The 21,520-nt window shown below is 66.6% G+C and carries 25 protein-coding genes and 1 riboswitch; of the genes, 8 read left to right on the forward strand and 17 right to left on the reverse strand.

All coding sequences use genetic code 11. From position 1 onward, the window contains the following. Nucleotide 1 precedes the first annotated feature (1 nt). The 9 genes from ACQY8M_RS02555 to ACQY8M_RS02595 form a co-directional block, all read right to left on the reverse strand. A complete protein-coding gene (locus ACQY8M_RS02555) occupies nucleotides 2–964 on the reverse strand; it encodes a ThiF family adenylyltransferase (RefSeq protein ID WP_428668918.1) in 963 nt (320 codons plus the stop codon). Continuing rightward, on the reverse strand, nucleotides 961–1,563 hold the full coding sequence (locus tag ACQY8M_RS02560; RefSeq protein WP_428668919.1) for a thiamine phosphate synthase: 603 nt from the start codon (nucleotides 1,561–1,563) through the stop codon (nucleotides 961–963). Before ACQY8M_RS02560 ends, ACQY8M_RS02555 begins: the two co-directional genes overlap by 4 nt. A 2-nt stretch (nucleotides 1,564–1,565) precedes the next feature. Continuing rightward, on the reverse strand, nucleotides 1,566–2,339 hold the full coding sequence (locus tag ACQY8M_RS02565; protein WP_428668920.1) for a thiazole synthase: 774 nt from the start codon (nucleotides 2,337–2,339) through the stop codon (nucleotides 1,566–1,568). A 2-nt stretch (nucleotides 2,340–2,341) separates the two neighbouring features. Next, the gene (gene thiS / locus ACQY8M_RS02570; RefSeq protein ID WP_428668921.1) at nucleotides 2,342–2,539 is read right to left on the reverse strand and encodes a sulfur carrier protein ThiS; all 198 of its coding nucleotides are present in this window, start codon (nucleotides 2,537–2,539) and stop codon (nucleotides 2,342–2,344) included. Continuing rightward, entirely contained in the window at nucleotides 2,508–3,512 is a 1,005-nt protein-coding gene (thiO, locus tag ACQY8M_RS02575; RefSeq protein WP_428668922.1) for a glycine oxidase ThiO, read from the reverse strand. The genes thiS and thiO overlap by 32 nt, the downstream gene beginning before the upstream one ends. Nucleotides 3,513–3,517: 5 nt before the next feature. Next, nucleotides 3,518–3,633: riboswitch (TPP riboswitch) on the reverse strand. A gap of 28 nt (nucleotides 3,634–3,661) precedes the next feature. After that, nucleotides 3,662–4,654: a MerR family transcriptional regulator gene (locus tag ACQY8M_RS02580; RefSeq protein WP_428668923.1), complete on the reverse strand. Its 993-nt coding sequence runs from the start codon at nucleotides 4,652–4,654 to the stop codon at nucleotides 3,662–3,664. A gap of 218 nt (nucleotides 4,655–4,872) precedes the next feature. After that, nucleotides 4,873–5,790 carry a branched-chain amino acid aminotransferase gene (locus tag ACQY8M_RS02585; RefSeq protein ID WP_428668924.1) on the reverse strand — a complete coding sequence of 306 codons (918 nt, stop codon included), beginning with the start codon at nucleotides 5,788–5,790 and terminating at the stop codon, nucleotides 4,873–4,875. 92 nt (nucleotides 5,791–5,882) lie between these two features. Further along, nucleotides 5,883–7,073 carry an NAD(P)/FAD-dependent oxidoreductase gene (locus ACQY8M_RS02590; RefSeq protein WP_428668925.1) on the reverse strand — a complete coding sequence of 397 codons (1,191 nt, stop codon included), beginning with the start codon at nucleotides 7,071–7,073 and terminating at the stop codon, nucleotides 5,883–5,885. 8 nt (nucleotides 7,074–7,081) lie between these two features. After that, nucleotides 7,082–7,723 carry a glutathione S-transferase family protein gene (locus ACQY8M_RS02595; RefSeq protein ID WP_428675294.1) on the reverse strand — a complete coding sequence of 214 codons (642 nt, stop codon included), beginning with the start codon at nucleotides 7,721–7,723 and terminating at the stop codon, nucleotides 7,082–7,084. 113 nt (nucleotides 7,724–7,836) lie between these two features. Here ACQY8M_RS02595 and ACQY8M_RS02600 point away from each other — a divergent pair, with 113 nt between their 5' ends. The 4 genes from ACQY8M_RS02600 to ACQY8M_RS02615 are packed head-to-tail and all read left to right on the forward strand — an operon-like array spanning nucleotide 7,837 to nucleotide 11,511. Beyond that, nucleotides 7,837–8,337: a MarR family winged helix-turn-helix transcriptional regulator gene (locus ACQY8M_RS02600; RefSeq protein ID WP_428668926.1), complete on the forward strand. Its 501-nt coding sequence runs from the start codon at nucleotides 7,837–7,839 to the stop codon at nucleotides 8,335–8,337. Beyond that, on the forward strand, nucleotides 8,334–9,038 hold the full coding sequence (locus tag ACQY8M_RS02605) for a response regulator (protein WP_428675295.1): 705 nt from the start codon (nucleotides 8,334–8,336) through the stop codon (nucleotides 9,036–9,038). Before ACQY8M_RS02600 ends, ACQY8M_RS02605 begins: the two co-directional genes overlap by 4 nt. Beyond that, nucleotides 9,035–10,390, forward strand: a complete 1,356-nt coding sequence (locus ACQY8M_RS02610; protein ID WP_428668927.1) for an ATP-binding protein — start codon at nucleotides 9,035–9,037, stop codon at nucleotides 10,388–10,390. Before ACQY8M_RS02605 ends, ACQY8M_RS02610 begins: the two co-directional genes overlap by 4 nt. 29 nt (nucleotides 10,391–10,419) lie before the next feature. Further along, nucleotides 10,420–11,511 (forward strand): branched-chain amino acid aminotransferase, encoded by a 1,092-nt coding sequence (locus tag ACQY8M_RS02615; protein ID WP_428668928.1) that lies wholly within the window; start codon nucleotides 10,420–10,422, stop codon nucleotides 11,509–11,511. 123 nt (nucleotides 11,512–11,634) lie between these two features. Here ACQY8M_RS02615 and ACQY8M_RS02620 read toward each other — a convergent pair whose 3' ends face one another. Beyond that, a complete protein-coding gene (locus ACQY8M_RS02620) occupies nucleotides 11,635–12,408 on the reverse strand; it encodes a GntR family transcriptional regulator (protein WP_428668929.1) in 774 nt (257 codons plus the stop codon). 106 nt (nucleotides 12,409–12,514) lie between these two features. Between ACQY8M_RS02620 and ACQY8M_RS02625 the strand changes: the two genes are divergently transcribed. The 3 genes from ACQY8M_RS02625 to ACQY8M_RS02635 are packed head-to-tail and all read left to right on the forward strand — an operon-like array spanning nucleotide 12,515 to nucleotide 15,468. After that, nucleotides 12,515–13,492: a Bug family tripartite tricarboxylate transporter substrate binding protein gene (locus ACQY8M_RS02625; RefSeq protein ID WP_428668930.1), complete on the forward strand. Its 978-nt coding sequence runs from the start codon at nucleotides 12,515–12,517 to the stop codon at nucleotides 13,490–13,492. A gap of 11 nt (nucleotides 13,493–13,503) precedes the next feature. After that, nucleotides 13,504–14,577 carry a TauD/TfdA family dioxygenase gene (locus tag ACQY8M_RS02630; protein ID WP_428668931.1) on the forward strand — a complete coding sequence of 358 codons (1,074 nt, stop codon included), beginning with the start codon at nucleotides 13,504–13,506 and terminating at the stop codon, nucleotides 14,575–14,577. A 12-nt stretch (nucleotides 14,578–14,589) separates the two neighbouring features. After that, the gene (locus ACQY8M_RS02635) at nucleotides 14,590–15,468 is read left to right on the forward strand and encodes an isocitrate lyase/PEP mutase family protein (protein ID WP_428668932.1); all 879 of its coding nucleotides are present in this window, start codon (nucleotides 14,590–14,592) and stop codon (nucleotides 15,466–15,468) included. Between the two features lie 88 nt (nucleotides 15,469–15,556). Here the strand turns inward: ACQY8M_RS02635 and ACQY8M_RS02640 are convergent, their stop codons facing one another. The 7 genes from ACQY8M_RS02640 to ACQY8M_RS02670 form a co-directional block, all read right to left on the reverse strand. Beyond that, nucleotides 15,557–17,326, reverse strand: a complete 1,770-nt coding sequence (locus tag ACQY8M_RS02640; RefSeq protein ID WP_428668933.1) for an adenylate/guanylate cyclase domain-containing protein — start codon at nucleotides 17,324–17,326, stop codon at nucleotides 15,557–15,559. Nucleotides 17,327–17,406: 80 nt separating this feature from the next. Next, on the reverse strand, nucleotides 17,407–17,790 hold the full coding sequence (locus ACQY8M_RS02645; protein WP_428668934.1) for a hypothetical protein: 384 nt from the start codon (nucleotides 17,788–17,790) through the stop codon (nucleotides 17,407–17,409). 204 nt (nucleotides 17,791–17,994) lie between these two features. Then, nucleotides 17,995–18,333, reverse strand: a complete 339-nt coding sequence (locus ACQY8M_RS02650) for a tRNA-binding protein (RefSeq protein ID WP_428668935.1) — start codon at nucleotides 18,331–18,333, stop codon at nucleotides 17,995–17,997. Between the two features lie 85 nt (nucleotides 18,334–18,418). After that, nucleotides 18,419–18,856, reverse strand: coding sequence for a phasin family protein (locus tag ACQY8M_RS02655; protein ID WP_428668936.1), 438 nt, complete (start codon nucleotides 18,854–18,856; stop codon nucleotides 18,419–18,421). Nucleotides 18,857–19,006: 150 nt separating this feature from the next. Continuing rightward, nucleotides 19,007–19,618, reverse strand: a complete 612-nt coding sequence (locus ACQY8M_RS02660) for a TetR/AcrR family transcriptional regulator (RefSeq protein WP_428668937.1) — start codon at nucleotides 19,616–19,618, stop codon at nucleotides 19,007–19,009. Beyond that, nucleotides 19,615–20,412 (reverse strand): pyrroline-5-carboxylate reductase, encoded by a 798-nt coding sequence (gene proC, locus ACQY8M_RS02665; RefSeq protein WP_428668938.1) that lies wholly within the window; start codon nucleotides 20,410–20,412, stop codon nucleotides 19,615–19,617. The genes ACQY8M_RS02660 and proC overlap by 4 nt, the downstream gene beginning before the upstream one ends. Before the next feature lie 2 nt (nucleotides 20,413–20,414). Further along, nucleotides 20,415–21,149: an enoyl-CoA hydratase/isomerase family protein gene (locus ACQY8M_RS02670; protein WP_428668939.1), complete on the reverse strand. Its 735-nt coding sequence runs from the start codon at nucleotides 21,147–21,149 to the stop codon at nucleotides 20,415–20,417. 70 nt (nucleotides 21,150–21,219) lie between these two features. Between ACQY8M_RS02670 and ACQY8M_RS02675 the strand changes: the two genes are divergently transcribed. Next, complete coding sequence (locus tag ACQY8M_RS02675; protein WP_428668940.1) at nucleotides 21,220–21,477, forward strand: accessory factor UbiK family protein; 258 nt, start codon at nucleotides 21,220–21,222, stop codon at nucleotides 21,475–21,477. Nucleotides 21,478–21,520 lie beyond the last annotated feature (43 nt).

The following is a 21,520-nucleotide window of genomic DNA, read 5'->3' on the forward strand; positions in this document are numbered from 1 at the left end:
CTCAACCCAAGGCAACGAGGGCGATATCGTACCCTCTGTCGCGCAGCCTGTCGGCGGCCATCAGGGCCCGTTGCCCGCTGCGGCAACAAAGGACAATGCGGCGCGCGGCGGGAAGTTCCGCGGCGATCGCGTCGATACCGGCGACATCGATCCTGCGGCCGTCGGCAAAAGTTCGCGGCGCCTCGTCGACACCGCGCAGATCGATCACGAAGTCGTCCGACGAGAGGGCCGACGGCGCGATGAACGGCACCGCAGCGTCCGGCTCCGGGCTGCCCTCGAAGCCGAAGCCGCCGAACGAAAGACGCCTTGCGTCGAAGGTCACGACCCGCCCCAGCACCGTCGGCTCCAGGCCCACCAGCAGATGCAATACGAGATGCGCCTGCACGCTGCCCAGGATCGCGACGGCCGTGCCCAGCACCCCCACGGTGGCGCAGGTGCCGCCGTCGACCGAGACCTCGGGAAACACCGCGCGATAGCTCGGGCCGCCGCCGCAGAAGACGCCGGCGTAGCCCGTCAGCGCGATCACCGAGGCGGAGACCAGCGGTTTGGCCGCCGCGTGGCAGGCATCGCTCAGGATGTAGGTCACGGCGAAGCTGTCGGCGGCGTCGACGATCACGTCGGCATCGGCCACGAGACGCGTTGCATTCTGTGGCGTCAGACGCTCGACGACGGCGTCGATAGCGATGCCGGGATTGAAGCGCAGCAGCCTCGCCTGCGCCGCTTCGGCCTTCGGCTTGCCGATGTCGTCCATGCCATAGAGCGGCTGGCGATGGAGGTTGGTCTCCTCGACCGTGTCGTGATCGACGATCGTGATACGTCCAACACCGGCGCCGGCGAGATATTGCAGCACCGGACAGCCGAGCCCGCCCGCGCCGACCACCAGCACCGACGCCGCCGCGAGACGCGCCTGCCCTGCCGCGCCGACTTCGGCGAGGATCGTCTGCCGGGCGTAACGATCGGTCATGCGGCCACTCGCGTCGCGGCGATCCACGCCCTGGCCTGCGCGATGGGATCGGGGTTGTTCACGATGTCGCCCACCACGGCGGCCGAATCGGCGCCGGCCTTGAGGCAGAGCAGCGCGCGGTCGAGGGTGAGGCCGCCGATCGCGACCAGCGGCCGGTTGCCGATCAGCTTCTTCCATTCGCCGAGGCGGTCGAGCCCCTGCGGCGCCCACGGCATCTTCTTCAGCGCCGTCGGCCAGACCGGTCCGAGCGCCACGTAATCCGGGTCGACGGCGAGGCCCTTCTCCAGCTCGGCGTGATCGTGGGTGCTGACGCCGAGCTTCAGGCCCGCGCGACGGATCGCCTTCACATCGGCGTCGACGAGATCCTCCTGGCCGAGATGCACCCAGCTGCAGCGCTCGTCGATCGCGATCTGCCAGTAGTCGTTGACGATGAGATCGGCGCCGTGGCGCGTGCAGACCGCTTGCGCCTCGCGCACCTGGCGGCGCAATTCGGCGTCCGGCTGATCCTTGATGCGGAGCTGCACGAACTTGGCGCCCGCCGGCACCAGACGCGCCACCCAGCTCGAATCGGGGACGACGGGATAGAATGGATCGATCATGGTTAGTCTCCCAACGCAGCCTTGCCGAACACCGGCGTGGACGGCGCCGCCATGTCGCGCGGCTCGAGCGGCCGGGCAGCGAAGGCCATGCGGCCGGCTTCAATCGCCAAGGCGAAGGCCTTGGCCATCGCAACGGGATCGCCGGCCTCGGCCACCGCCGTGTTGAGCAGCACGGCGTCGTAGCCCAGCTCCATCGCCGCCGCGGCATGCGACGGCACGCCGAGCCCGGCATCGACCACCAGCGGTATGTCCGGGAAATGCGCGCGCATCGCCTTGAGACCGTAGGCGTTGTTCAGGCCGCGCGCTGAGCCGATCGGCGCGCCCCACGGCATCAGCACCTTGCAGCCCGCCTCGACCAGCCGGTCGGCCACCGAGAGATCCTCGGTCGTGTAGGGGAAGACATCGAAGCCTTCCTCGTTCAGCACCTTCGCCGCTTCGACCAGGCCGAACACGTCGGGCTGCAGCGTCTCGTCGTCGCGAATGACCTCGAGCTTGATCCACGGCGTATCGAACAACTCACGTGCCATGTGCGCGGTCGTCACCGCCTCCTTCACGCTGTGGCAGCCGGCCGTATTGGGCAGCACGCGCACACCGAGCGCGCGGATGATCGACCAGAAGCCCTGTCCGCTGCGCTCGCTGCCCGCCTCGCGGCGCAGCGACACGGTCACCACCTCGGCCTCCGATGCCTTGATCGCGTCGACCAGCACCTTGGGCGAGGGATAGCGCGCGGTCCCGAGCAGCAGGCGCGAGGACAGCTCGACTCCATAGAACGTCATGGTCAGCCTCCCTGCATCGGCGCCACGACCTCGATCTTGTCGCCGTCGCTGAGCTCGACTTTCGGGCGTGCGGGCGCGGCGACGAAGCGGCCGTTCACCGCCGTCGCGATCTTCTTGCCGCCATAGCCCAGCGCGTCCAGCGCCAGCGCCAGGGTGGCAGGCTCGATGTCATGCCGATCGCCGTTCACGAAGATCTGCATCGGTCTTCTCCAGGTCCATTGCCGACGCCATGTCAGCGGCTTGTCGTGCCATGGCCGGCCCAAGCAGGAAGCCATGGCGGTAGAGGCCGTTCACATGCAGCGAGCGCGAGGCACGCCGCACGGCCGGCAGGTTGTTGGGAAAGGCGGGCCGCAGGTCCGCGCCCAGCTCGAGGATCTCGGCCTCGCCGAACGCCGGATGCAGCGCATAGGCCGCGTTCAGCAGCTCGACGGTCGAGCGCACGCTCGCGCCGCCGCGCGTCTCGCTCTCGATGGTCGTCGCGCCGATCATGAACACACCGCCGCCGCGCGGCACGATGTAGAGCGGGATGCGCGGATGCAGCAGCCGCACCGGCCGCGACAGCGACACCTCGCGCGAGCGGATCACCACCATCTCGCCGCGCACGCCGCGCAGATCGGGCAGCACGTCACGCGCCGCGAGCCCGCGGCAATCGACGACCAGGTCGGCCTTGGTCGCCGTCGCCTGCATGTCGACGCCGAAGCGGATCGCGACCTTCTGCCGCTTCAGGAGATCGGCCAGCGCCGGCAAGGCGCGGCGTGGATCGAGATGTGCCTCTTGGCGGAAGAACAGCGCGCGGCGGAAGCGGCCGGCGAGGTCGGGCTCGAGCGCACCGATGCCCGCCTCGTCGAGCCACTCGTAATTCGACGTGCGCTCGGCGAAGCGCGGCAACTCCGTCGCGTCGCGCGGCAACGCCAGGACCAGGCTGCCATTGTGCGTCGTGCCGGGGAAGCGCCGCGCCCACCAGTCGATCGACGGCGCGCCCAGGGTCAGCACCGCCTCGTCGGCCGACGCGCGTTCGCACCACGGCGCCAACATGCCCCCGGCCATCCATGAGCAGGCGCCGTCGCCCAGCGCGCGGCCGCGTTCGATCACCTCGACGGCGAAACCGCGCTCGCTGAGCTCGAGCGCCGTGGCTAGGCCCGCGACGCCCGCTCCGACAACAGTGACATTCAATGGTCTCAACGTGCTGCTCCCGTTCCTTCGCCGGCATGACCCGGATCAGGTTCAAAGGGTTCAGCCCCACCGGCTGTCTCAGACCGGCTCCTGCGGAAACCGGACACCCCTCGGACGTCGACAAAACAAACTGCCGACAGCGCCTGCTGTCAAGCGGCCTGCGGCCGCCAGGCGATGACACCCTCCGTCCTGGCCCGCACCTCCGGCGAGGCCAGGCAGGTGGCGACGGCCTCGTAGCCCGGCGTACCGGGATATGGGGCGACATAGACCGGAGGGCTATGGTTGGCGGGACAGAAAATGATCGCTTCATCGCTGCCGACCGCCGCCAGATCGAGGATCGCGTTCGAGCGGGTGAGCATGAAGATCGGCCGGCCGGCCGGTCCACGGCGCCGCAGATGGGCGATCGTTGCCTCCTGGGTGCCGTGGTCCAGCCCCTGTTCGATCATGTCGACGACCAGGATGGCCGGGCCACCCGCCTCCAGTCCAGCGATCAGGGCGATGAGGGCGTCCGATACCGTGGCGCCATCCTCCACTAGCCAGGCCAACGTCCGCTCGACCTTGGCGTCGACGGGACTGCGCACCGATCGGTCGAGAAAGGCCGCATTGGGCAGGGTTTCGGCCAGACGCTGCGCCAGCCGTGTCTTGCCACTGCCCAGCGGGCCGACGATGTAGTTCAGGGGCCGTACCCGTCCCAATTCGAACCGCTCGCCGCCCCAGGGATAGGGAAGGTCGAAAGCGACCGTGGGTTCGGAATCCCGTGCCGCCAGGCACGCCAGGTCGCCGACCGTCGGAGTTTCGCCGCGAGCGAGATTCTCGCGCAAGCTTCCGACCGTCTCGATGGTCGCGACGAGCTGGCGCAACCGGTCCTCGAGGGCGGCCTGATGCGTGGCCAGCGCGGATTCGAGGCCGCGCGGATCGCCGTTCAACACCCGCGCCACCTGGGCGAGACTGAAGCCGAGAGCCCGCAGCGCCGCAATCTCTCGCGCACGACTCATCTCGTTGGGACCATAGGCCCGCCATCCGGCCGCGCTGCGGATCGGCGCGATCAAGCCCCGTTGCTCGTACAGCCGCAGCGCTTTTGCCGACACGCCGAGCCGGCTGGCGGCTTCGGACGCGTTCAAGAAAGCGGCGGAAGAGTCCATGGATCGCCTCTCGATTGTTCGACCGCCCCTCCTTATCGAGGCTGCCCCAAGGGCCGAGTCAATATCGCGGACAATCGCACGTGAACCAAAAACGTCGTCATCCCGACCGGAGCGAAGCGGAGTGGAGGAACCTTATTCATAGACTTCTGCCGATATGAACAGCTCCCTCAACTCCGCTTCGCTTCGGTCGGGATGACGGGAAAGTTGGTGTTCCTTCTTCAGTCGACTGTCGCAAAATGCGAAGACTCCCCGAAGCCCTCGCTGTCGGGTCGGCGCACCAGCGTCTGGAAGTCCTCCATCAGCGCGCGCGTCATCGGGCCGACTTGGAAGCGCCGATCGTCGATCGCCCCGACCGGCACGAGCTCGGCGGCGGTGCCGCAGAGGAACACCTCGCTCGCGTCGTCGAGCTCCTCGGGCATCACGGCGCGCTCCTCGACCGACCAGCCGCGCTTGTCCGCCATCCCCATCACCGCGCGCCGGGTGATGCCGTCGAGGAAGTTCTCGACCTTGGGCGTGACCAGCTTGCCGCCCATCGCCAGGAAGATGTTGGCGCCCGTCGATTCGGCCAGCCGTCCCTGCCAGTCGAGCATCAGCGCATCGTCGAAGCCCGCCTTGAGCGCGCGGTCCTTCTCGATGCCACAGATGACATAGAGACCCGCCACCTTGGCGCCGCCAGGAGCCATGTCGGGGCCGGGCCGCCGGTACTTGGCCATGGTGACGTTGATGCCGCCGGGCTTCACCTGCACCGACAGGCGGCCCTCCTGCGCCCACGGCGCGATGGCGAGATGCACCGTCGTGCCGATCGCCGACACGCCCAAGACCTCCGAGCCGCGCCAGGCGATCGGGCGGATGTAGCCCGAGGTCAGGTTGTTGGCCTTCACGACGGCGCGCGTCGCGTCCTCGATCTCCGTGCGCGACCACGGCAGGTCGTAGTCGAGCAGCCGGGCCGAGTTCTTGAGGCGGGCACTATGCGCGGCGAGGCGAAAGACCCGGCCGTCATAGATGCGCTCGCCTTCGAAGACGGCCGAGCCGTAATGCAGGGCGTGGGTCAGGACATGGGCCTTGACCTCGCGCCACGGCAGCAGCTCGCCGTCGAACCAGATGAAACCGTCGCGGTCTTCCATATTTGCGGACATTGCTGAGGCTCCTTTCGATTGATTCCAAACAGGTCGTTTGAAACCGCCACAACGCAACATTCGCGATCAATAGGTCAGTATTATTGTCCTTGTCAAGGAGGCTGCCTCAGAAGCGCTCCGATCACTCGGGGGTTGAACAGGCTCCGGAACGACGCGGTGCCGCCGAGCACGTTCATGAGCCGCTGCGTCATATCGGGCTGAGCGGCGATCGCCCGGTAAAGCGCCGCCTGCGGCTGCGGATCCTTCAGCGCGGCGGACATCAGCGTGTATTCGAAGACCGCGCCGGTCTTCTCGCGAAGCGCCTCCTGGTAGCCAGCGAGCGCACTGTCGAGGTCGGCGGCGAGTCCATCGTGAACTGCATCGGCCAAAAGTTCGGCACCAAGGAAGGCGTCGCCGATGCCCATCCCGGTCAACGGATCGCGATGGTAGGCGGCATCGCCAACCAGTGCCCAGCCGGGCCCGGCGCAGTCGCGATAGAAGTTGGGCAGCCGGTGCGTGCCCTTGAACGAGGTCTCGCGCCGGCCGCGCTGCACGCGCGCCAGCAGCGACGGATCGAGGCCCGCGAGATATGTGGCCTCCACGTCGGCGCGATAGGCGGACCAATCACCGTTGGCGCGGCCGACCCAGAGGCAGGTGAGGCCGTCATGCGTCGGAAAGACCAGAATGTCGCGGGCCTCGCGCAGGAAGAACTCGACGCCATCGACGGGCACGCCGCTCCAGTAGGCGTAGAAGCCGCAGGTCAGCGACGGATGCGAGCGGGCCATGGCCGCCCCCACCATGCCGGCGACACTGGAGTTCAAACCATCGGCACCGACCACGAGCGAAGCGCGCACGTCGATCGTCTCGCCGGCGGCGCCCACCGCGCGCACGCCGACGACGCGGTCGCCGTCGCGGATGACCTCGCGCACCAGCGTCGCTTCCCTCACCTCCGCACCGGCCGCGCGCGCCGCATCGACCAGCAGCTTGTCGAGCACGGTGCGCCGTGGGCAGTACATCACCGACGTGCCGTCGACCGCTTCGGGCCGACCGCGCAGGGATACCGGGCCGGCGTGCATGGTGACCGTCTCGATCGGCGGGCACCCGGTCGCCGCGAGCGCATCGAGCAATCCCCAGCGCGCCAGCGCCGCGGTGGTGCGCGGCCACAGGAAGTGCGTCGATATCGTGTCGCTGGGAAAGCGCGCGCGATCGAGCACCAGCACGCGCCGGCCGCGCCGGGCCAGGAGCATGCCCAGCGACGCTCCGGCACAACGCGCGCCGACGATGATTGCGTCGTAGGCCGCCATCGCGGCGATCAGTGCAGGAGCGGCGTCAGGTCGGGGTCGCCTTTGCGCATCGCGCGCTGATAGGCGTCGCGCCGGCCGATGCGCTGCAGGTAGCCCAGGATCGCGGGATAGGGTGCGAGGCCGAACGGCAGGAACAGACGCATGGTCGTCAGGGTGAAGACGGTCATGATGTCGGCGGTCGTGAATTCGCTGCCGGCAAAGTAGTCGACCTTGGCGAGCCGCGACTGCACCTGGCCGAGTGCCAGGTCGAGCCGCGCGTTCATGGCCCGCAGCATTGGATTGTCGGATGGCAGGTCGAGCCGGCTCAGGATCATGTTGCGGCCCGTGGCCGGCTGCAGCGTGCCGTTGGCGAAGTGGAACCAGTAGACGAAGTGCGGGAAGTCGGGATGGTCCGGGGCGAGCACGAGGCGGCCGTTGCCGTACCTGGCGACGAGGTAGTCGATGATCGCGCCCGATTCGGCCAGGACGATGCCGCCGTCGTCGATGACCGGCGCGGCGCCCATCGGGTGCAGCGCCTTGTATTCGGGCGGGGCGAGCCGCGTAACGGGATCGCGATCGTAGATCTTCAGATCGTAGGAAAGGTCGAGCTCCTCGCAGAGCCAGACGATCCTCTCCGACTGCGACTTGCCGAGATGATGCACCGTCAGCATGGGCATTGACCCCCCGGATGTGGGCCGTAACATCGGCCTCCCCGAAGTGTCAACGCAACGCCCTCCGCTCTCCTGTTGCGTTTCGGCGCGGATCATCCATTGATTGGTTTGCAATGGTCGAAACGAGATCTCCCGCGAACCCGCTGTTCCTGCGCGACGAGGAACTGCGCCAGGGCATCGAGCTGATGTTCTACGCCTACCGCGATTTCACCTTCGAATCGGACCAGCAGCTCAAGCACTATCAGCTCGGGCGGGCGCATCACCGCGCGCTCTATTTCATCGGCCGCCATCCCGGCCAGACGGTCGGTCACCTGCTCTCCATCCTGAAGGTGACCAAGCAGTCGATCAGCCGGGTGCTGAAGGACCTGCTCGAGCAGGAATACGTCGAGCAGAAGAGCGGCCCCCGTGACCGGCGCGAGCGGCGGCTGTGGCTCACCGAGAAAGGCGTGAAACTCGAGCGCGAGCTGACCGACCGGCAAAGCCAGCGCTTCGCCCGCGCCTATCGCGAGACCGGGGCCGAGGCCGTCGAGGGATTCCGCAAGGTGCTGCTCGGCCTGCTCGATCCGGTCGAGCGCCTCGAGGTCGACAAGCGGATTCGCGGGAGCGGCCGCTGAGCGGCGTCGACCCGACGGCCGACAAGCCGCATGTCCTGGTCGTCGACGACGACACCCGCCTGCGCGAGCTGCTGAAATCCTTTCTCGCGCGCAACGGCTTCAGGGTCAGCACGGCCGGCACCGCGGCCGCGGCACGCCAGCAGCTCGAAGCACTCGACTTCGACCTGATCGTGCTCGACGTGATGATGCCGGGCCAGACCGGCCTCGAGTTCGCCGGCGAGCTGCGCAAGACTAATGCCGTGCCCATCCTGATGCTTACCGCCATGGGCGAGGCCAAGGACCGCATTGCCGGGCTCGAGAAGGGCGTCGACGACTACCTCGGCAAGCCGTTCGAGCCGCGCGAACTGCTGCTGCGCATCCAGAGCGTGCTGCGCCGCGGCCGGCCGGTCGAGACCAGCGGAGCGCCCGAGAGGATCACTTTCGGTCCGATGCAGTTCGACCTCGCTCTGGGCGAGCTCACCCAGCAGGGCAAGCGCGTGTCGCTGACCGATACCGAGATCGCGCTGTTGCGGGCGCTCGGTGCGCATCTGGGCGACGTGCTCAGCCGCGACGCGCTGTGCAAGATGGTGGGCAGCGGCCTCAACGAGCGGGCGATCGACGTGCAGGTGACGCGGCTGCGCCGCAAGATCGAGCCCGATCCCGGTTTTCCGCGCTACCTGCGCACGGTGCGTGGCCAAGGCTACCGGCTCGTCGACGCATGAGCGTGACCCGCGCGCGCGAGTGGTTCGAGCGCATCGCGGGATGGGCCGACCGGCACTCGCCACAGACCCTGTTCGCCCGCGCGCTGATCATCATCATCGTGCCGATGCTGTTGTTGCAGGCGCTGTCGGCCTGGTGGTTCTACAGCCAGCGCGGTGACAACGTGACCAACCGGCTGGCGCTGCTCCTCGTGCGCGACCTGCGTGCACTGATCGCTCTGCGTGCCGATTTTCCCGACGCCGCCCACCAGGCCTGGATCGTCGAACGCGCGCGCGAAGACCTGTTCATGACCATCCGCTTTCGCCAGGGCATCGTGCCGGCCTTCCGGAGCCCGGCCTATTTCGACATCGTGGCGCGCGAGGTCCAGGGCGCGCTCGATGCCGACCTCAAGCGACCCTACTTCCTCGACAACTCGCTGGGCGGCGACCAGCTCCTGATCGAGATCCAGCTGAGCGACGGCGACGTCATGGAAGCGTGGGTCCCGTACCTGCGCCTGACCTTCGGCTCGAGCATCGCCTACGTGCTGGCGCAGGTCGGCCTGGCGCTGGTGCTGTTCGGCCTCGCTATCTGGTTCATGCGCCGCGAGCTGGTGCCGATCGAGCATCTCGGAGTCGCCGCCGACGCCCTCGGCAAGGGCCGCGACGTGCCTGACTTTGCCTTCGCCGGCGGCACGCGCGAGGTGCGCAATGCCGCCACTGCCTTCCAGACCATGCGCATCCGGCTGCAGCGCTCGATCCAGCAGCGCACCGAGATGCTGGCCGGCGTCAGCCACGACCTGCGCACGCCGCTCACCCGCATGAAGCTGTCGCTGGCGATGCTGCCCGAATCGCCGGACATCAAGGAGCTCGACAACGACGTGGCGGACATGCAGCGCATGATCGAGGGTTATCTCGCCTTCGCCCGTGGCGAGGGCGACGAGGAGCCGACGCCCAGCGATCTCTCGGACATCCTCGAGGACGTGGCGGCCGGCGCTCGCCGCGACAACGCCGATATCGCGGTCAGCTGGCAGGGCGACATGAATGTCGAGATCCGGCCCATCGCCATCAAGCGGTGCATCACCAACCTCGTCTCCAACGCGCTGCGGCATGGCACACGCGCGGAAATTCGCGCGGTTCGTGGCAAAACGTCGGTCGAGATCACGGTCGACGACGACGGACCGGGCATCCCGCCGGAGCGGCGCGAGGACGTCTTCCGCCCCTTCGTGCGGCTGGACGAATCGCGCAATGTCGACACGGGTGGCTCGGGCCTCGGCCTCACCATCGCCCGCGACATTGCGCGCAGCCACGGTGGCGACATATCCCTCGACAGCTCTCCGCTGGGCGGATTGCGCGTGGTTGTGCGGCTCCCCGTCTGAGCTAGAGTGGCGCAAAATCAGAGAGAGCCATGTCCAAGACGCAGTCCTTGAAATTCGCGCACCATCCCAACCCGGCGCCGGTTCCGGCCGACAAGCGCGCCGCCTTGCTGGCCAACCCGGGCTTCGGCCGCGTGTTCAGCGATCACATGGTGACCATCCGCTATAGCGACGCCGACGGCTGGCACGATGCCAGGGTCGAGCCGCGTGGGCCGATCTCGATGGATCCGGCGGCGGCCGTCCTGCACTACGCGCAGGAGATCTTCGAAGGGCTGAAGGCCTACAAGACCGCTGACGGCGCAACGCTCTTCCGGCCGCGCGAGAATGCGCGCCGCTTCCAGCAGTCGGCCGAGCGACTCGCCATGCCGGTCCTGCCCGAGGAACTCTTCCTCGAGGCCGTCGACCGGCTCGTGAGCATCGATCGCGCCTGGATCCCCGACGGTGACGGCAGCCTCTATATCCGGCCCTTCATGTTCGCCAACGAGATCTTCCTCGGCGTGAAGCCGTCGTCGAATTACCTGTTTGCCGTCATCGCCTCGTCGGTTGGCTCCTATTTCAAATCGGCCGCCGATGCCGTCTCGGTCTGGGTCTCGCAAGAATATACGCGCGCCGCTCCGGGCGGCACCGGCGCCGCCAAGTGCGGCGGCAACTATGCCGCCAGCCTGCTCGCGCAGGCCGAGGCAACGCGGCACGGCTGCGACCAGGTCGTCTTCCTCGATGCCGTCGAGCGCAAATGGATCGAGGAATTGGGCGGCATGAACGTGTTCTTCGTCTTCAACGACGGCTCGCTCTCCACCCCGCCGCTCGGCGGCACGATCCTGCCGGGCGTCACGCGCTCCTCGCTGATCACGCTCGCCAGGGACAAGGGAATCGCGGTCCGCGAGGAACGCTATTCCTACGACCAGTGGAGGGCCGACGCCGGCAGCGGCCGCCTGCGCGAGGCCTTCGCCTGCGGCACCGCCGCGGTGGTAACGCCGATCGGCACAGTCCGCGCGCCCGAGGGCGAGTTCAAGATCGGCAACGGCGGCTCCGGCGCCCGCACCGAAGAGCTGAAGTCGGCGCTTGTCGACATCCAGCGCTGCCGCGCGCCCGACCCGCACCACTGGATCCACAAGGTGTTCTGACAACCCTTGTCGTCCTGAGCGAAGCGAAGGACCTCACGCGGGCAACGGACTCGGTGGTAGATCGGCTAGATCCTTCGCTTCGCTCAGGATGACAGCCACCGCTCTCAACGTCTGGGCCACGCTTCACCGCCCCACGTCGTGCAATAGCCGCCCGATGTTGTAGCCGTCGATGTCGTCGGCGCCGACCTCCATTACGAGGCGCGTGCGCAGCGGCGTGGTCCAGACCGTGACGTAGTGGACCGGCGCACCCTCGCGATTGTGCACGAGGCGGTTGATCCTGAGCGTCGCCGAATTGATCTCGATATCCAGCGCCTGCGCGACCGTTGGATCGGCCAGCGCCGCATTGACCTCCTGCGCCACCCGTCCCAGCCGCTCGAAGCTGCCGGCGATCAGCTCGTGCAGCGACCTGGTCTGCAGGTTCCGCGCCGTCACCGCCTTCGCGAAGCCGAGCGGAATCCAGCCGTCGAGCAGCGTGACCGGCTTGTCGCCGACGGAGCGCGTGCGCACCAGATGCAGCACCTGCTCCTCGTCGGCCAGCCCGAGATGTGCACCGATCGCCGGCGGACAACGCGCGGTCTCCAGCAAGAGGATCTGCATCGTCGTCTCCTTCAGCGTCCGGCGCATGTCGCCGATGAAGCTGAAGTCCGGCCCTTGCCTCGCCCTGCCGGCGTCGACCGCGACGAAGGTGCCGACACCCTGACGATTGCGCACGAAGCCGTCCTCGACGAGGTCGTTCAGCGCCCGGCGCACGGTGATGCGGGAGATCGAGAACTGCCGGCAGAGCGCCTCCTGCGTCGGCAGCAGGTCGCCCAGCCGATAGCGGCCGCTCGTGATCTGCTCCTTGAGCAGGACATAGAGCTGATGATGCAGCGCCGTGCCTTTTGCCCTTAGTTTCATGCCCTTTTCCGTCATTTTGCGGACTGAAACGGGCGTCCTGCTCCGGGTTGTGCGGCGTTTATCAGCATGTTGTATTAACGTTATACCAATAAAAACGGAGGAAACAGTGAGAAAGGTCATGGCCGCCGTCGCTGCGCTGGCGGCAACCCTCGCCCTTGCCGGTCAGGCGTTCGGCCAGGCCCAGAAGTCAGCCTTCCATCCGACCAGGACCGTCACGATCATCGTGCCCTACAGCCCCGGCGGGGGAACCGACGTCGTCGGCCGCCTTGTAGCGAAGTCGCTGGAAGAAATGTGGGGCCAGACAGTCATCATCGACAACCGCACCGGCGGCAGCGGCTCGGTTGGCGCCGCCATCGTCGCGCGCTCCGCGCCCGACGGCCACACGATGGTGCTCGCGGTGTCGGGCATCGCGATCAACGGCCATCTCATGAAGCTTCCCTACGATACGCAGACCGCGTTCGCGCCGGTCACGGCGGTTTCGTATCCCGTGGGAACATTGCTCGCCTCACCGACTTTGCCCGCCAATGATCTCAAGGAACTCGTCGAGCTTGTGAAGAAGGAAGGGCCAGAGAAGCGGACCTTTGCCAGCCCCGACCCGGGCACCAGACTGATGGCTGAGCGAATCTTCGACAAGGCCGGCATCAAACTGATGAACATCCCCTACAAGGGCGCCGCCTCGTTCGTCGGCGACATCTCGGCCGGCCGGGTCGATACCGGTCTCGCAAGCGTGACTTCCGGCCTGTCGCTGATCAACGCCGGCAAGCTGAAGTCGCTCGGCATCATGGGCACGGAGCGCATTCCCGCCCTGCCGAACGTCGCGACCTTCAAGGAGCAGGGCTTCGAGGGCCTCGACGAGAACTCGTGGGCGGGCTTGTTCGCACCGGCCGGAACGCCGCCGGAGGTCGTCTCCGCCATCCAGCAGGATATCGCCAAGGTCCTGGCGATGCCCGAGACCAAAGCCAGGCTGGTCGAGCTGGGTTCGCTGCCGGGCGGCCCGACGCCGGCAGAATTCACCGCGCGCTTCCAGCGCGACATCAAGGAGTCGGGCGAGACGATCCGCCGGCTCGGCATGACAGCAGACTGACGGAGGGCATGATGGCAACGACGTCACCGGTTTCCTGGACGGTCGCCGAGGTCGAGGCGGACAAGGGCTGGATCTACCGCCTCTCCGCGGCCGAGAGCGCCGAGCTGATCGCCGCCGTGCGCCAGGCCGGTGACGCCACGCGGCCGATTCTCGACTGGAGCCGCGACGACTTCGCCCTGCGCCAGGCGATCCCGACCCTGGAAGCGGCGTTCCGCGAAGTGCGGGACGGGCGCGGTATGGCGCTGGTCAAGAACCTGCCCCGGGAAGGCGTCACGCCGGCCGAGTTCAGGCTCATGACCTGGGCGATCGGCCTGCACTTCGGCGTCGCCCGGCCGCAGAACCGCGCCAGCGACTACATCACCGAGGTCAAGGACACCGGCCATGCCTATCGCAGCCCGACCGGGCGCGGCTACAACTCCAAGGCCGAGCTCGACTTCCACGTCGACAGCTCCGATGTCGTGCTGCTGAGCTGCTACAACCAGGCGCCGGTCGGCGGCATGAGCATGTGCTCGAGCGCCGCGACCGCCTACGGGATCGTGCAGACCGAGCGGCCCGACTACGCCGCCGCGCTGGCAACCGACTACGCCTTCAGCCGCAACGGCGAGCAGGCCGAAGACGAGGCGCCGTGGTACGCCGCGCCGATCTGCACGGTCGGCGACGGTCGCGTCTTCTGCAAATGGAACCGCAACCGCATCAACAACGCGCAGAAGCTCGCGGGCGTGCCGCCGCTCACCGGCCTGCAGCGCGAGGCGATGGAATATTTCGACCTGGTGCTGCGCCGGCCGGAAAACATGTTCTGCATGCATCTCGAGCCCGGCGACCTCCAGATGCTGTGCAACCAGACCATGCTGCACTCGCGCACCAGCTTCGAGGACCATGCCGAGGACGACAAGAAGCGCACGCTGTACCGGCTATGGCTGGCGCGGCCCGATTCGCGCCGCTTGCCGGCGAGCTGGGAAGTATTCTACGGCAGCGCGGAGCCCGGCACCGTGCGCGGCGGCTTCAAGGGTCATCAGTACGACGACATCCGCCGCGCCTTCGACGCCCGCCAGGCGGCCGCGCTCGGCATGCGCAACGCAGCATAAGGGAGAACCGACATGTCCAAAGGCAAGATCTTCCGCGAGGCCATGAAGCGCGGCATGGTGGCCGCTCCGGGCTGCTACGACTGCGTCGGCGCCCGCGCAATCGAACGCGCCGGCTTCGACGCCGTCTACATGACGGGCGCCGGCACCGCGGCCAGCCTCGGCTACCCCGACTACGGCATCGTCACGATGACCGAGATGGCCGAGAACGCCGGCCGCATCGCGCGCGCCATCAAGCTGCCGGTGATCGCCGATGCCGACACGGGATACGGCAACGAGCTCAACGTGATCCGCACGGTGCGCGAGTACGAGATGCGGGGCGTCGCCGGCATCCATATCGAGGACCAGGATTTCCCCAAGAAGTGCGGCCATCTCGAAGGCAAGGTGATAGTCCCGCTCGACGACTATGTCGCCAAGATCCGCGCCGCGGTGAGCGCCAAGACCGATCCGGACTTCCTGATCATCGCCCGCACCGATTCGCGCGCGGTGCTGGGATACGAGGAAGCGATCCGCCGCGCCAACGCAGCGATCGAGGCCGGGGCCGACATGGCCTTCGTCGAGGCACCGCAGACGCTCGAGGAGACGGCAAACGTGCCGAAGCTGGTGAAGGGTCCTTGCCTGCTCAACATGGTGTGGCGCGGCAAGACGCCGGACCTGTCGATCGACGAAGCCGCGAAGATGAGCTACGCGCTGATGATCCTGCCCGGCATGCTGACCCGCACGATCGTCGGCGCCTGCGATGCCGCGCTCGCCGAGCTGAAGGCCAAGGGCCGCCACCCGGTGCCGTCCTCCGACATCACGCCGCAGCAGGGCTTCAACCTGAACGGCGCCGCCGAATGGGACCGCTACCGCACGGCATTCCGCGAGCCCGCCACGAAGCAGGCGGCGGAGTAAAGTATCACTAGGACCGCGCATGAGCGGACGGTCGGCAAGAACTGCGGCGGATTGCCCAACTCCGCCCGCAGGCCCGGCACTGAGTACATCATTCGGGCAGCCCTGCCAGACGCAAACCTTTGGAAATTAGCGCAATTGCCCTTTCGTCCCGCGTGGGGATCCAGTTGCGAAGGTTGGAAAGGCGCATTGCTGGAACGACCTTCGTTAGCGTCTTACAAACTTCCACGGCCTCACCGACCTGTCCGGCTAGTGCCAATGAGGCGGAATGCACCCATAGCGCGATGTGAAGGTGCGGATGTTGCCGCAGGACGGTGCCCACGAGAGCAGCCGCTTCGGCGCACCGTTCGCTCAGCAGGTAAGTCGTCGAAAGGCCGACGTGCATCCAATATCGACCAGGGAAGGTTGGACTGAGGCGCAGCGCTTTCTCGAAATAATGTCCGGCATCCTCCTCACCCAAAACCAGTGCTGTCCATCCTCGCCAATTCCAGGCGGAGAAATTATTGGGATCCAAGCTGACGGCCTGCTCGAGCAAGCCTGCCGATTCTTCGGGGAACGTAAGCATCAACGCCGATCCAGCCAAAGCGAGGGCTTGCGGTTCAGAAGTGCCGATAGCCATGGCTTTATGCGCTAACGCCGCCGCCTCCGAGAGGTCACGCGAGGTGTCACTACTCCAGCCCCATTCGATTCGCCGCTTGAAGCATTCAGCGATGCTGGCGACGGGTAGTGCCCATTCAGGATCGAGTTCCGCTGCCTTGCGAAAGAGGGCAACCGCTTCGTCATTCGAGTCATTGGTGTACTTCTGGTACTTGGCTCTTCCCCGCAGGAAGTAGTCGTATGCAACCAAGTTCTCGGTAGGCTTGCGGCGCGACCGTTCAATCTCCGCCTGAACGAGGGTAGGCAACATCGCGACAACCACCCCCGACGTGATCCGGTCCTGCAGGTCGAACATGTCGCCCGCCTCGCCCTCGAAGCGTTCAGCCCAAACATGAGTGCCGGTTGCGGCCTCGACCAACTGCCCCGTCAGCCTGAGCTTGCTGCCAGCCTTGCGCACACTTCCTTCAAGCAGGTAGCGGACACCCAGTTCCTGGGCAATCTTGCGAACGTCAGCTCCCTTGCCCTTGTAGGTAAAAGAGGAGGTGCGAGAAACCACGAACAGGGACTTAACGCGCGAGAGCGCGAGGATAATGTCGTCAACTACTCCATCGGCAAAATATTCCTGCTCGGGATCACCCGACATGTTTTGAAAAGGCAGCACGGCGATCGATGGCTTGTCAGGGAGGGTCGGCGGCGGGCCGGTAACGGGCGCCGGAGTTGATGCAGCGGTCTCGCCTGGTCGCTGCACTCGATAAGCTCGTACCGGCCGCTCGATATTTTTCAGCGCAAGCGCGCCAAGCTCCACGAACGAAGCGTCCAGTCGTCCGAAGACGGCGTCGTGAAAGTTGGCGGAGATCACTATGCCCCCCGCGGGTGCTTCCGCTTCCAGGCGTGCCGCAACGTTCACGCCGTCACCATAAAGATCGTCACCTTCAACGATCAGGTCACCGAGGTGCAAGCCGATCCGAAAGACGATGCGCGTGTCTTCTCGCAACTCCAGATTGGCTTCCGCCATCGCCTCCTGAATTTCGATTGCGGCGTTCAGCGCATCGACGGCGCTGCTGAACTCCACGAGTGCGCCGTCGCCGGTGAGTTTGACGAGACGTCCGCGATGTCTGCCGATGACCGGATCGAGCCGCTCGGAGCGGTGCGCCTTCAGCCGGGCAAGCGTGCCCTGTTCGTCGCGTCCCATCAGGCGCGAGTATCCAACGACGTCTGCCGCCAGGATCGCCGCCAGTCGTCTTGTAATGCGCTCTTCGGACACGATTCTCTCCTACTCTCAGCGCGGAGCCTCGAATCCCGATCGCAGCCGGTCAAGGGCGCATGGTCGAGCCTTGCAGTTGCTCAACCGCCGCGTTTCGCCGGCTGAAGCTGGAAGTAGACGTATGCGATGGTGAGGGCGCCGTAGATCGCCAGGGCAAGCCAGCCCATCGGGCCGAAGACCCCATCGACGAGCGCCTTCGCCGTCACGATCGTGCCGGCCGCGGATGTCGTGGCGCCCCCTAAAACGATCGCCCCGAGCGCTCGTCCATCAATGATCTTGCGGCCGGACCAGGTGACGACAGCGACAAAGAGCAGCTGCACGCCGAAAAGCTGACCCATCAACACCGCGCCCGAAGCCGTCGGGACTTCGTAAAGCGCGAGCAGAGTAGAAGGCAGAAAGATAAACCCCAATCCATGTCCGATCGCCAAAACGGCATTGATCGCAAGAAGCGTTGCCAGATTCACGGTTCTCTCCCCTTGCATTTCTCGACGCAGGCTCGCGCCCCGTCGTCTTCAAGGGATTATGCGAGTTCGACGACCGTTTGCGAAGGCGTCTTGGGGACCCGCGATTCCATTCCGTCATGCCGACCGGAGCCAGTGAATCGAGGCTAGCGGCGGGGCCCAGCTTCGGCGATCAGCGACTGCTGATTGAGACGAGGCCGACGGAGGCTAGAACAGCTTGCCGCCGTTCGGCACGGCCTTGTCGGGCACGACCAGCACGACGGCGCCGTCGGAGTCGGGGAAGCCGAGGGTCAGGACTTCCGACATGAACTTGCCGATCTGGCGCGGCGGGAAATTCACCACGGCCGCGACCTGGCGCCCGATCAGCGTCTCGGGCGCGTAGTGCACGGTGAGCTGAGCGGAGGATTTCTTCACGCCGATGTCCGGCCCGAAATCGATCTCCAGACGAATGGCCGGCTTGCGCGCACCTTCGAGCGGCTGGGCGGCACGGATGGTGCCGATGCGGATGTCGACCTTCTCGAAGTCGGCATAAACGATCTGATCCATGGCGACAGCATAGCAGACAAAGAAAAGGGGCTGCCCTTTCAGGCAGCCCCTTCTCGCCGTTCGGCGCGAGACGCGCCGTTCGGTCTTACTTCTTGGCGGCGATCGCGGCCTTGACCTCTTCGGTCAGGTCGGCGACGCGGGCGCTCAGGGTCTCGAAAGCCTCGGTCTGGCCCTTCTTGTAGAGCTCAGCCAGCTCCTTGCCGTTGGCGATCGCGAGATCATAGCTCTTCTTCGCGAAGTCGATCTGCTTGGCAATCTTCTCCTCGACGGTGGCGGCCGAGAGCACGTCGCTGCCGTGCTTGGAGAAGTCTTCCATGGCAGCGCGGAACATGTCGCCCTGACGGGTCGCGATGGTCTTCATCGACTCGACGGCCGCAGTCGACGCAGTCGTCACGGCGGCGAAGTTCTTGCGGCCGGTTTCGACAGCGGTCTCGACGTTGACCATCGGGAACTTGTACTCACCGGCGATCTTGCTGAAGTCGAAGTCGGCGAACGGGTTCTTGAAAGCGCCATTGGCGTACATGGAAGGCTCCTGGAAAAGGGATGACGGACGGGCTTGGGGGACGTGCTGAAACTCTTCGGCTGCCCCGCTATGTTGCGGTGCACAACGAAGATCAATTTATGTGCAAACGTGCCCAAGTCAAGAGACGTTTTTGTGCAGCGCACAAAATTCTCATGCCGAACGCGGGTCGGCCTCTTTCGCAGGTCTTGAAACCGTATATCTCTCAACGAATTGCGACCATCTTTCGGCCATCTTGAGGCGGCTGTCGAGCGCCGCCATGGTCTTGGAGAGATCGACCGTGTCGTCGCGGTCGAAGACCCGCGCCACCGCATGGTGGATCGCCAGCAGGCCATTTTGCCGCAGCGCACCCGAGAGCCCATCGCTCGACAGGGCGGCCGCCTCCAGCATGGCCGCCATCGAGCGTCGCAGCGCCGGTCCCAATGCCAGCGTCAGGAGGGGGTCGCGCGCGCCCGCCCGGCGTATGGCCCGCAGGGCCGCGCGGTAAGGCTTCAGCGTGTCGTAGCGGCGCATCATGACATCGAACAACCGGTCGCGCGCCGTCTCCTCGGGATCGGCTTCGCGCGCCGTGCCGGCCAGGACGGCGTTATCGATGCGCGCCAGGAATGCCGTCGCCAGAGCCACCTTGTCGGGATAGAGCCGGTAGAGATCCGCCAGGCCGAGGTCGGCCGCGGAGGCGACGTCGCGCAACGTCACCTCGGCGAAGCCCTTTTCGGATATGAGCCCGATGAAGGCGTCCAGAACCGTCTCTGCCGATGCCGTCATCCCGCCAGCTCCTTCGAACGCCGCGATGCCGCGGCAAGTGCCTTGTCGAAAACCGGCTGGATGCCATCCGACGCCATCAGGACCTTCAACGCTTCGGCGGTGGTGCCGCCCGGACTGGTCACGTTGACGCGCAACTGCGACGCGGGTTCGCTCGACTGCCGCAGCAGCTCGCCGCTGCCCGCGACCGTGGCCCGCGCCAGCTGCATGGCCATCTCGGTCGACAGCCCGAGCTTGGCTCCGGCCGCCGCCATCGCCTCGACCAGCAGGAAGACATAGGCCGGCCCGCTGCCGGACAAGGCGGTCACCGGGTCGATCAGAGTCTCGTCCTCGACCCACAGCGCCTGGCCGACCGCCTCGAGCAGTTCCTGGCAACGCTTCTTCTCGGCGTCGGAAACGCCGGGAGCCGCACAGGCGACGGTGATACCCTGGCGCACTGCCGCCGGTGTATTGGGCATGGAGCGCACGACCTTGGCAGTCGCGCCGAGATGGCTCGCGAAATATTTCAGCGTCTTGCCCGCGGCAATCGACAGGAACACCGCGCCGTCCTCGGCGAATCGGCGCAGATCCGGCAACACGGCATCCATGGTCTGCGGCTTGACCGCGAGGACGACGATCTCCGGCGTCTCGCGGATCTCGCTGCTGGCGGCGACGCAGCGCAGCCCGTCCTTGCGCGGCCGCAGCGCCTCGACCGGCTCGGCGACGATCGCGTCGGACGCCGCCAGCCCGCGCGCCAGCCAGCCTTCCAGCATGGCGCCGCCCATCTTGCCGCAACCGACCAGCAGCAACTTGCCCATGGTCAACGGCCTTTGAATTTGGCGGGCCGCTTCTCTCGGAAGGCGGCGGCGCCTTCCCTGCGGTCCTCGCTGCCGGCGATCTTCTCGAGCTTGTAGCGCTCGGGCACGAAGAACTCGGCCGGTCCCTTGGGCAGGGTCTGGTTGGCGAAGTCGCGCAGCGTGCGGATCACCAGCGGTGCGGAATTGGCGATCACGCTCGCCATGCGGCGCGCTTCCTTGCGCTCCTCGCCCAGCGGCACGACCCTGTTCACGAAGCCCACGTCGTAGGCGCGCCTGGCCGAGATCTCCTCGCCCAGCAACAGCAGCTCCATGGCCACCTTGTGCGGCATGCGCGAGACGATGCCCGGCATCAGCCCGCCGAATACGCCGACCTTGGCCTCGGGATACATGAACTTGGTGGTGTCGGCCGAAACCATCAGATCGCAGGTCATGACCAGGCAGATGCCACCGCCGATCACCCAGCCCTGGGTCGCGGCGACCACCGGCTTGGTGAGCTTGTAGGAGACGTCGGGCACGGCTTTCCACATCGCCGCCGGCGGGTCCTTGAGGTCGGCGCCGACACAGAAGGCCGGGCCGTCGGCCTGGAGCACGGCGACCTGGTCGCCGCCCTCCTCGAAGGCGCGGTAGGCCTCGTACAACCCGTCGCACAGCTCCTGCGTCAGGGCGTTGCGCTTCTCGGGGCGCGCCATGGTGATGGTGGTGATGCCTTCGCTCGACTCGACTTTGACCAGACCCACTTTGCTTCCTCCGGCGTTCTTGCTGGCAGGGTATCAGCCCCTCATACTTGCCGCATCAGGAGTCAGTACCATGCAGACCCGCAATCCCTTCATCGACGACCTCACCAAGATGGCCAATGGCGCGATGGGAGCGCTGTCGGGCGTCAAGGACGAGGTCGAGGCCCGCGTCCGCGACCAGATCGCCAAGATCCTCGACGGCATGGACATCCCGCGCCGCGACGAGTTCGAGGCGGTCAAGGCGATGGCCGCCAAGGCACGCGAGGAAAACGAGGAGCTGAAGAAGCAGATCGCCGAGCTGCAGGCCCGGCTCCTGAACACGGGGCCGTAAGGCATGTGCGCCCGCCTCAACTCCGATGTCATCCCGAGCGAAG

Origin of the sequence: Reyranella sp., from assembly GCF_965279465.1 — a bacterium.
Lineage (GTDB): Bacteria > Pseudomonadota > Alphaproteobacteria > Reyranellales > Reyranellaceae > Reyranella.

Excerpts from the sequence above, each read along its gene's own strand:
- ACQY8M_RS02590 (WP_428668925.1), bottom strand. The coding sequence starts at position 7,073 with ATGGCGGCCTACGACGCAATCATCGTCGGCGCGCGTTGTGCCGGAGCG.
- ACQY8M_RS02565 (WP_428668920.1), bottom strand. The coding sequence starts at position 2,339 with ATGACGTTCTATGGAGTCGAGCTGTCCTCGCGCCTGCTGCTCGGGACC.
- ACQY8M_RS02600 (WP_428668926.1), top strand. The coding sequence starts at position 7,837 with ATGGTCGAAACGAGATCTCCCGCGAACCCGCTGTTCCTGCGCGACGAG.
- ACQY8M_RS02630 (WP_428668931.1), top strand. The coding sequence starts at position 13,504 with ATGGCAACGACGTCACCGGTTTCCTGGACGGTCGCCGAGGTCGAGGCG.
- ACQY8M_RS02635 (WP_428668932.1), top strand. The coding sequence starts at position 14,590 with ATGTCCAAAGGCAAGATCTTCCGCGAGGCCATGAAGCGCGGCATGGTG.
- ACQY8M_RS02620 (WP_428668929.1), bottom strand. The coding sequence starts at position 12,408 with ATGAAACTAAGGGCAAAAGGCACGGCGCTGCATCATCAGCTCTATGTC.
- ACQY8M_RS02585 (WP_428668924.1), bottom strand. The coding sequence starts at position 5,790 with ATGTCCGCAAATATGGAAGACCGCGACGGTTTCATCTGGTTCGACGGC.
- ACQY8M_RS02580 (WP_428668923.1), bottom strand. The coding sequence starts at position 4,654 with ATGGACTCTTCCGCCGCTTTCTTGAACGCGTCCGAAGCCGCCAGCCGG.
- ACQY8M_RS02610 (WP_428668927.1), top strand. The coding sequence starts at position 9,035 with ATGAGCGTGACCCGCGCGCGCGAGTGGTTCGAGCGCATCGCGGGATGG.
- ACQY8M_RS02555 (WP_428668918.1), bottom strand. The coding sequence starts at position 964 with ATGACCGATCGTTACGCCCGGCAGACGATCCTCGCCGAAGTCGGCGCG.
- ACQY8M_RS02650 (WP_428668935.1), bottom strand. The coding sequence starts at position 18,333 with ATGGATCAGATCGTTTATGCCGACTTCGAGAAGGTCGACATCCGCATC.
- ACQY8M_RS02675 (WP_428668940.1), top strand. The coding sequence starts at position 21,220 with ATGCAGACCCGCAATCCCTTCATCGACGACCTCACCAAGATGGCCAAT.
- ACQY8M_RS02655 (WP_428668936.1), bottom strand. The coding sequence starts at position 18,856 with ATGTACGCCAATGGCGCTTTCAAGAACCCGTTCGCCGACTTCGACTTC.
- proC (WP_428668938.1), bottom strand. The coding sequence starts at position 20,412 with ATGGGCAAGTTGCTGCTGGTCGGTTGCGGCAAGATGGGCGGCGCCATG.
- ACQY8M_RS02660 (WP_428668937.1), bottom strand. The coding sequence starts at position 19,618 with ATGACGGCATCGGCAGAGACGGTTCTGGACGCCTTCATCGGGCTCATA.
- ACQY8M_RS02595 (WP_428675294.1), bottom strand. The coding sequence starts at position 7,723 with ATGCTGACGGTGCATCATCTCGGCAAGTCGCAGTCGGAGAGGATCGTC.
- thiS (WP_428668921.1), bottom strand. The coding sequence starts at position 2,539 with ATGCAGATCTTCGTGAACGGCGATCGGCATGACATCGAGCCTGCCACC.
- ACQY8M_RS02615 (WP_428668928.1), top strand. The coding sequence starts at position 10,420 with ATGTCCAAGACGCAGTCCTTGAAATTCGCGCACCATCCCAACCCGGCG.
- ACQY8M_RS02560 (WP_428668919.1), bottom strand. The coding sequence starts at position 1,563 with ATGATCGATCCATTCTATCCCGTCGTCCCCGATTCGAGCTGGGTGGCG.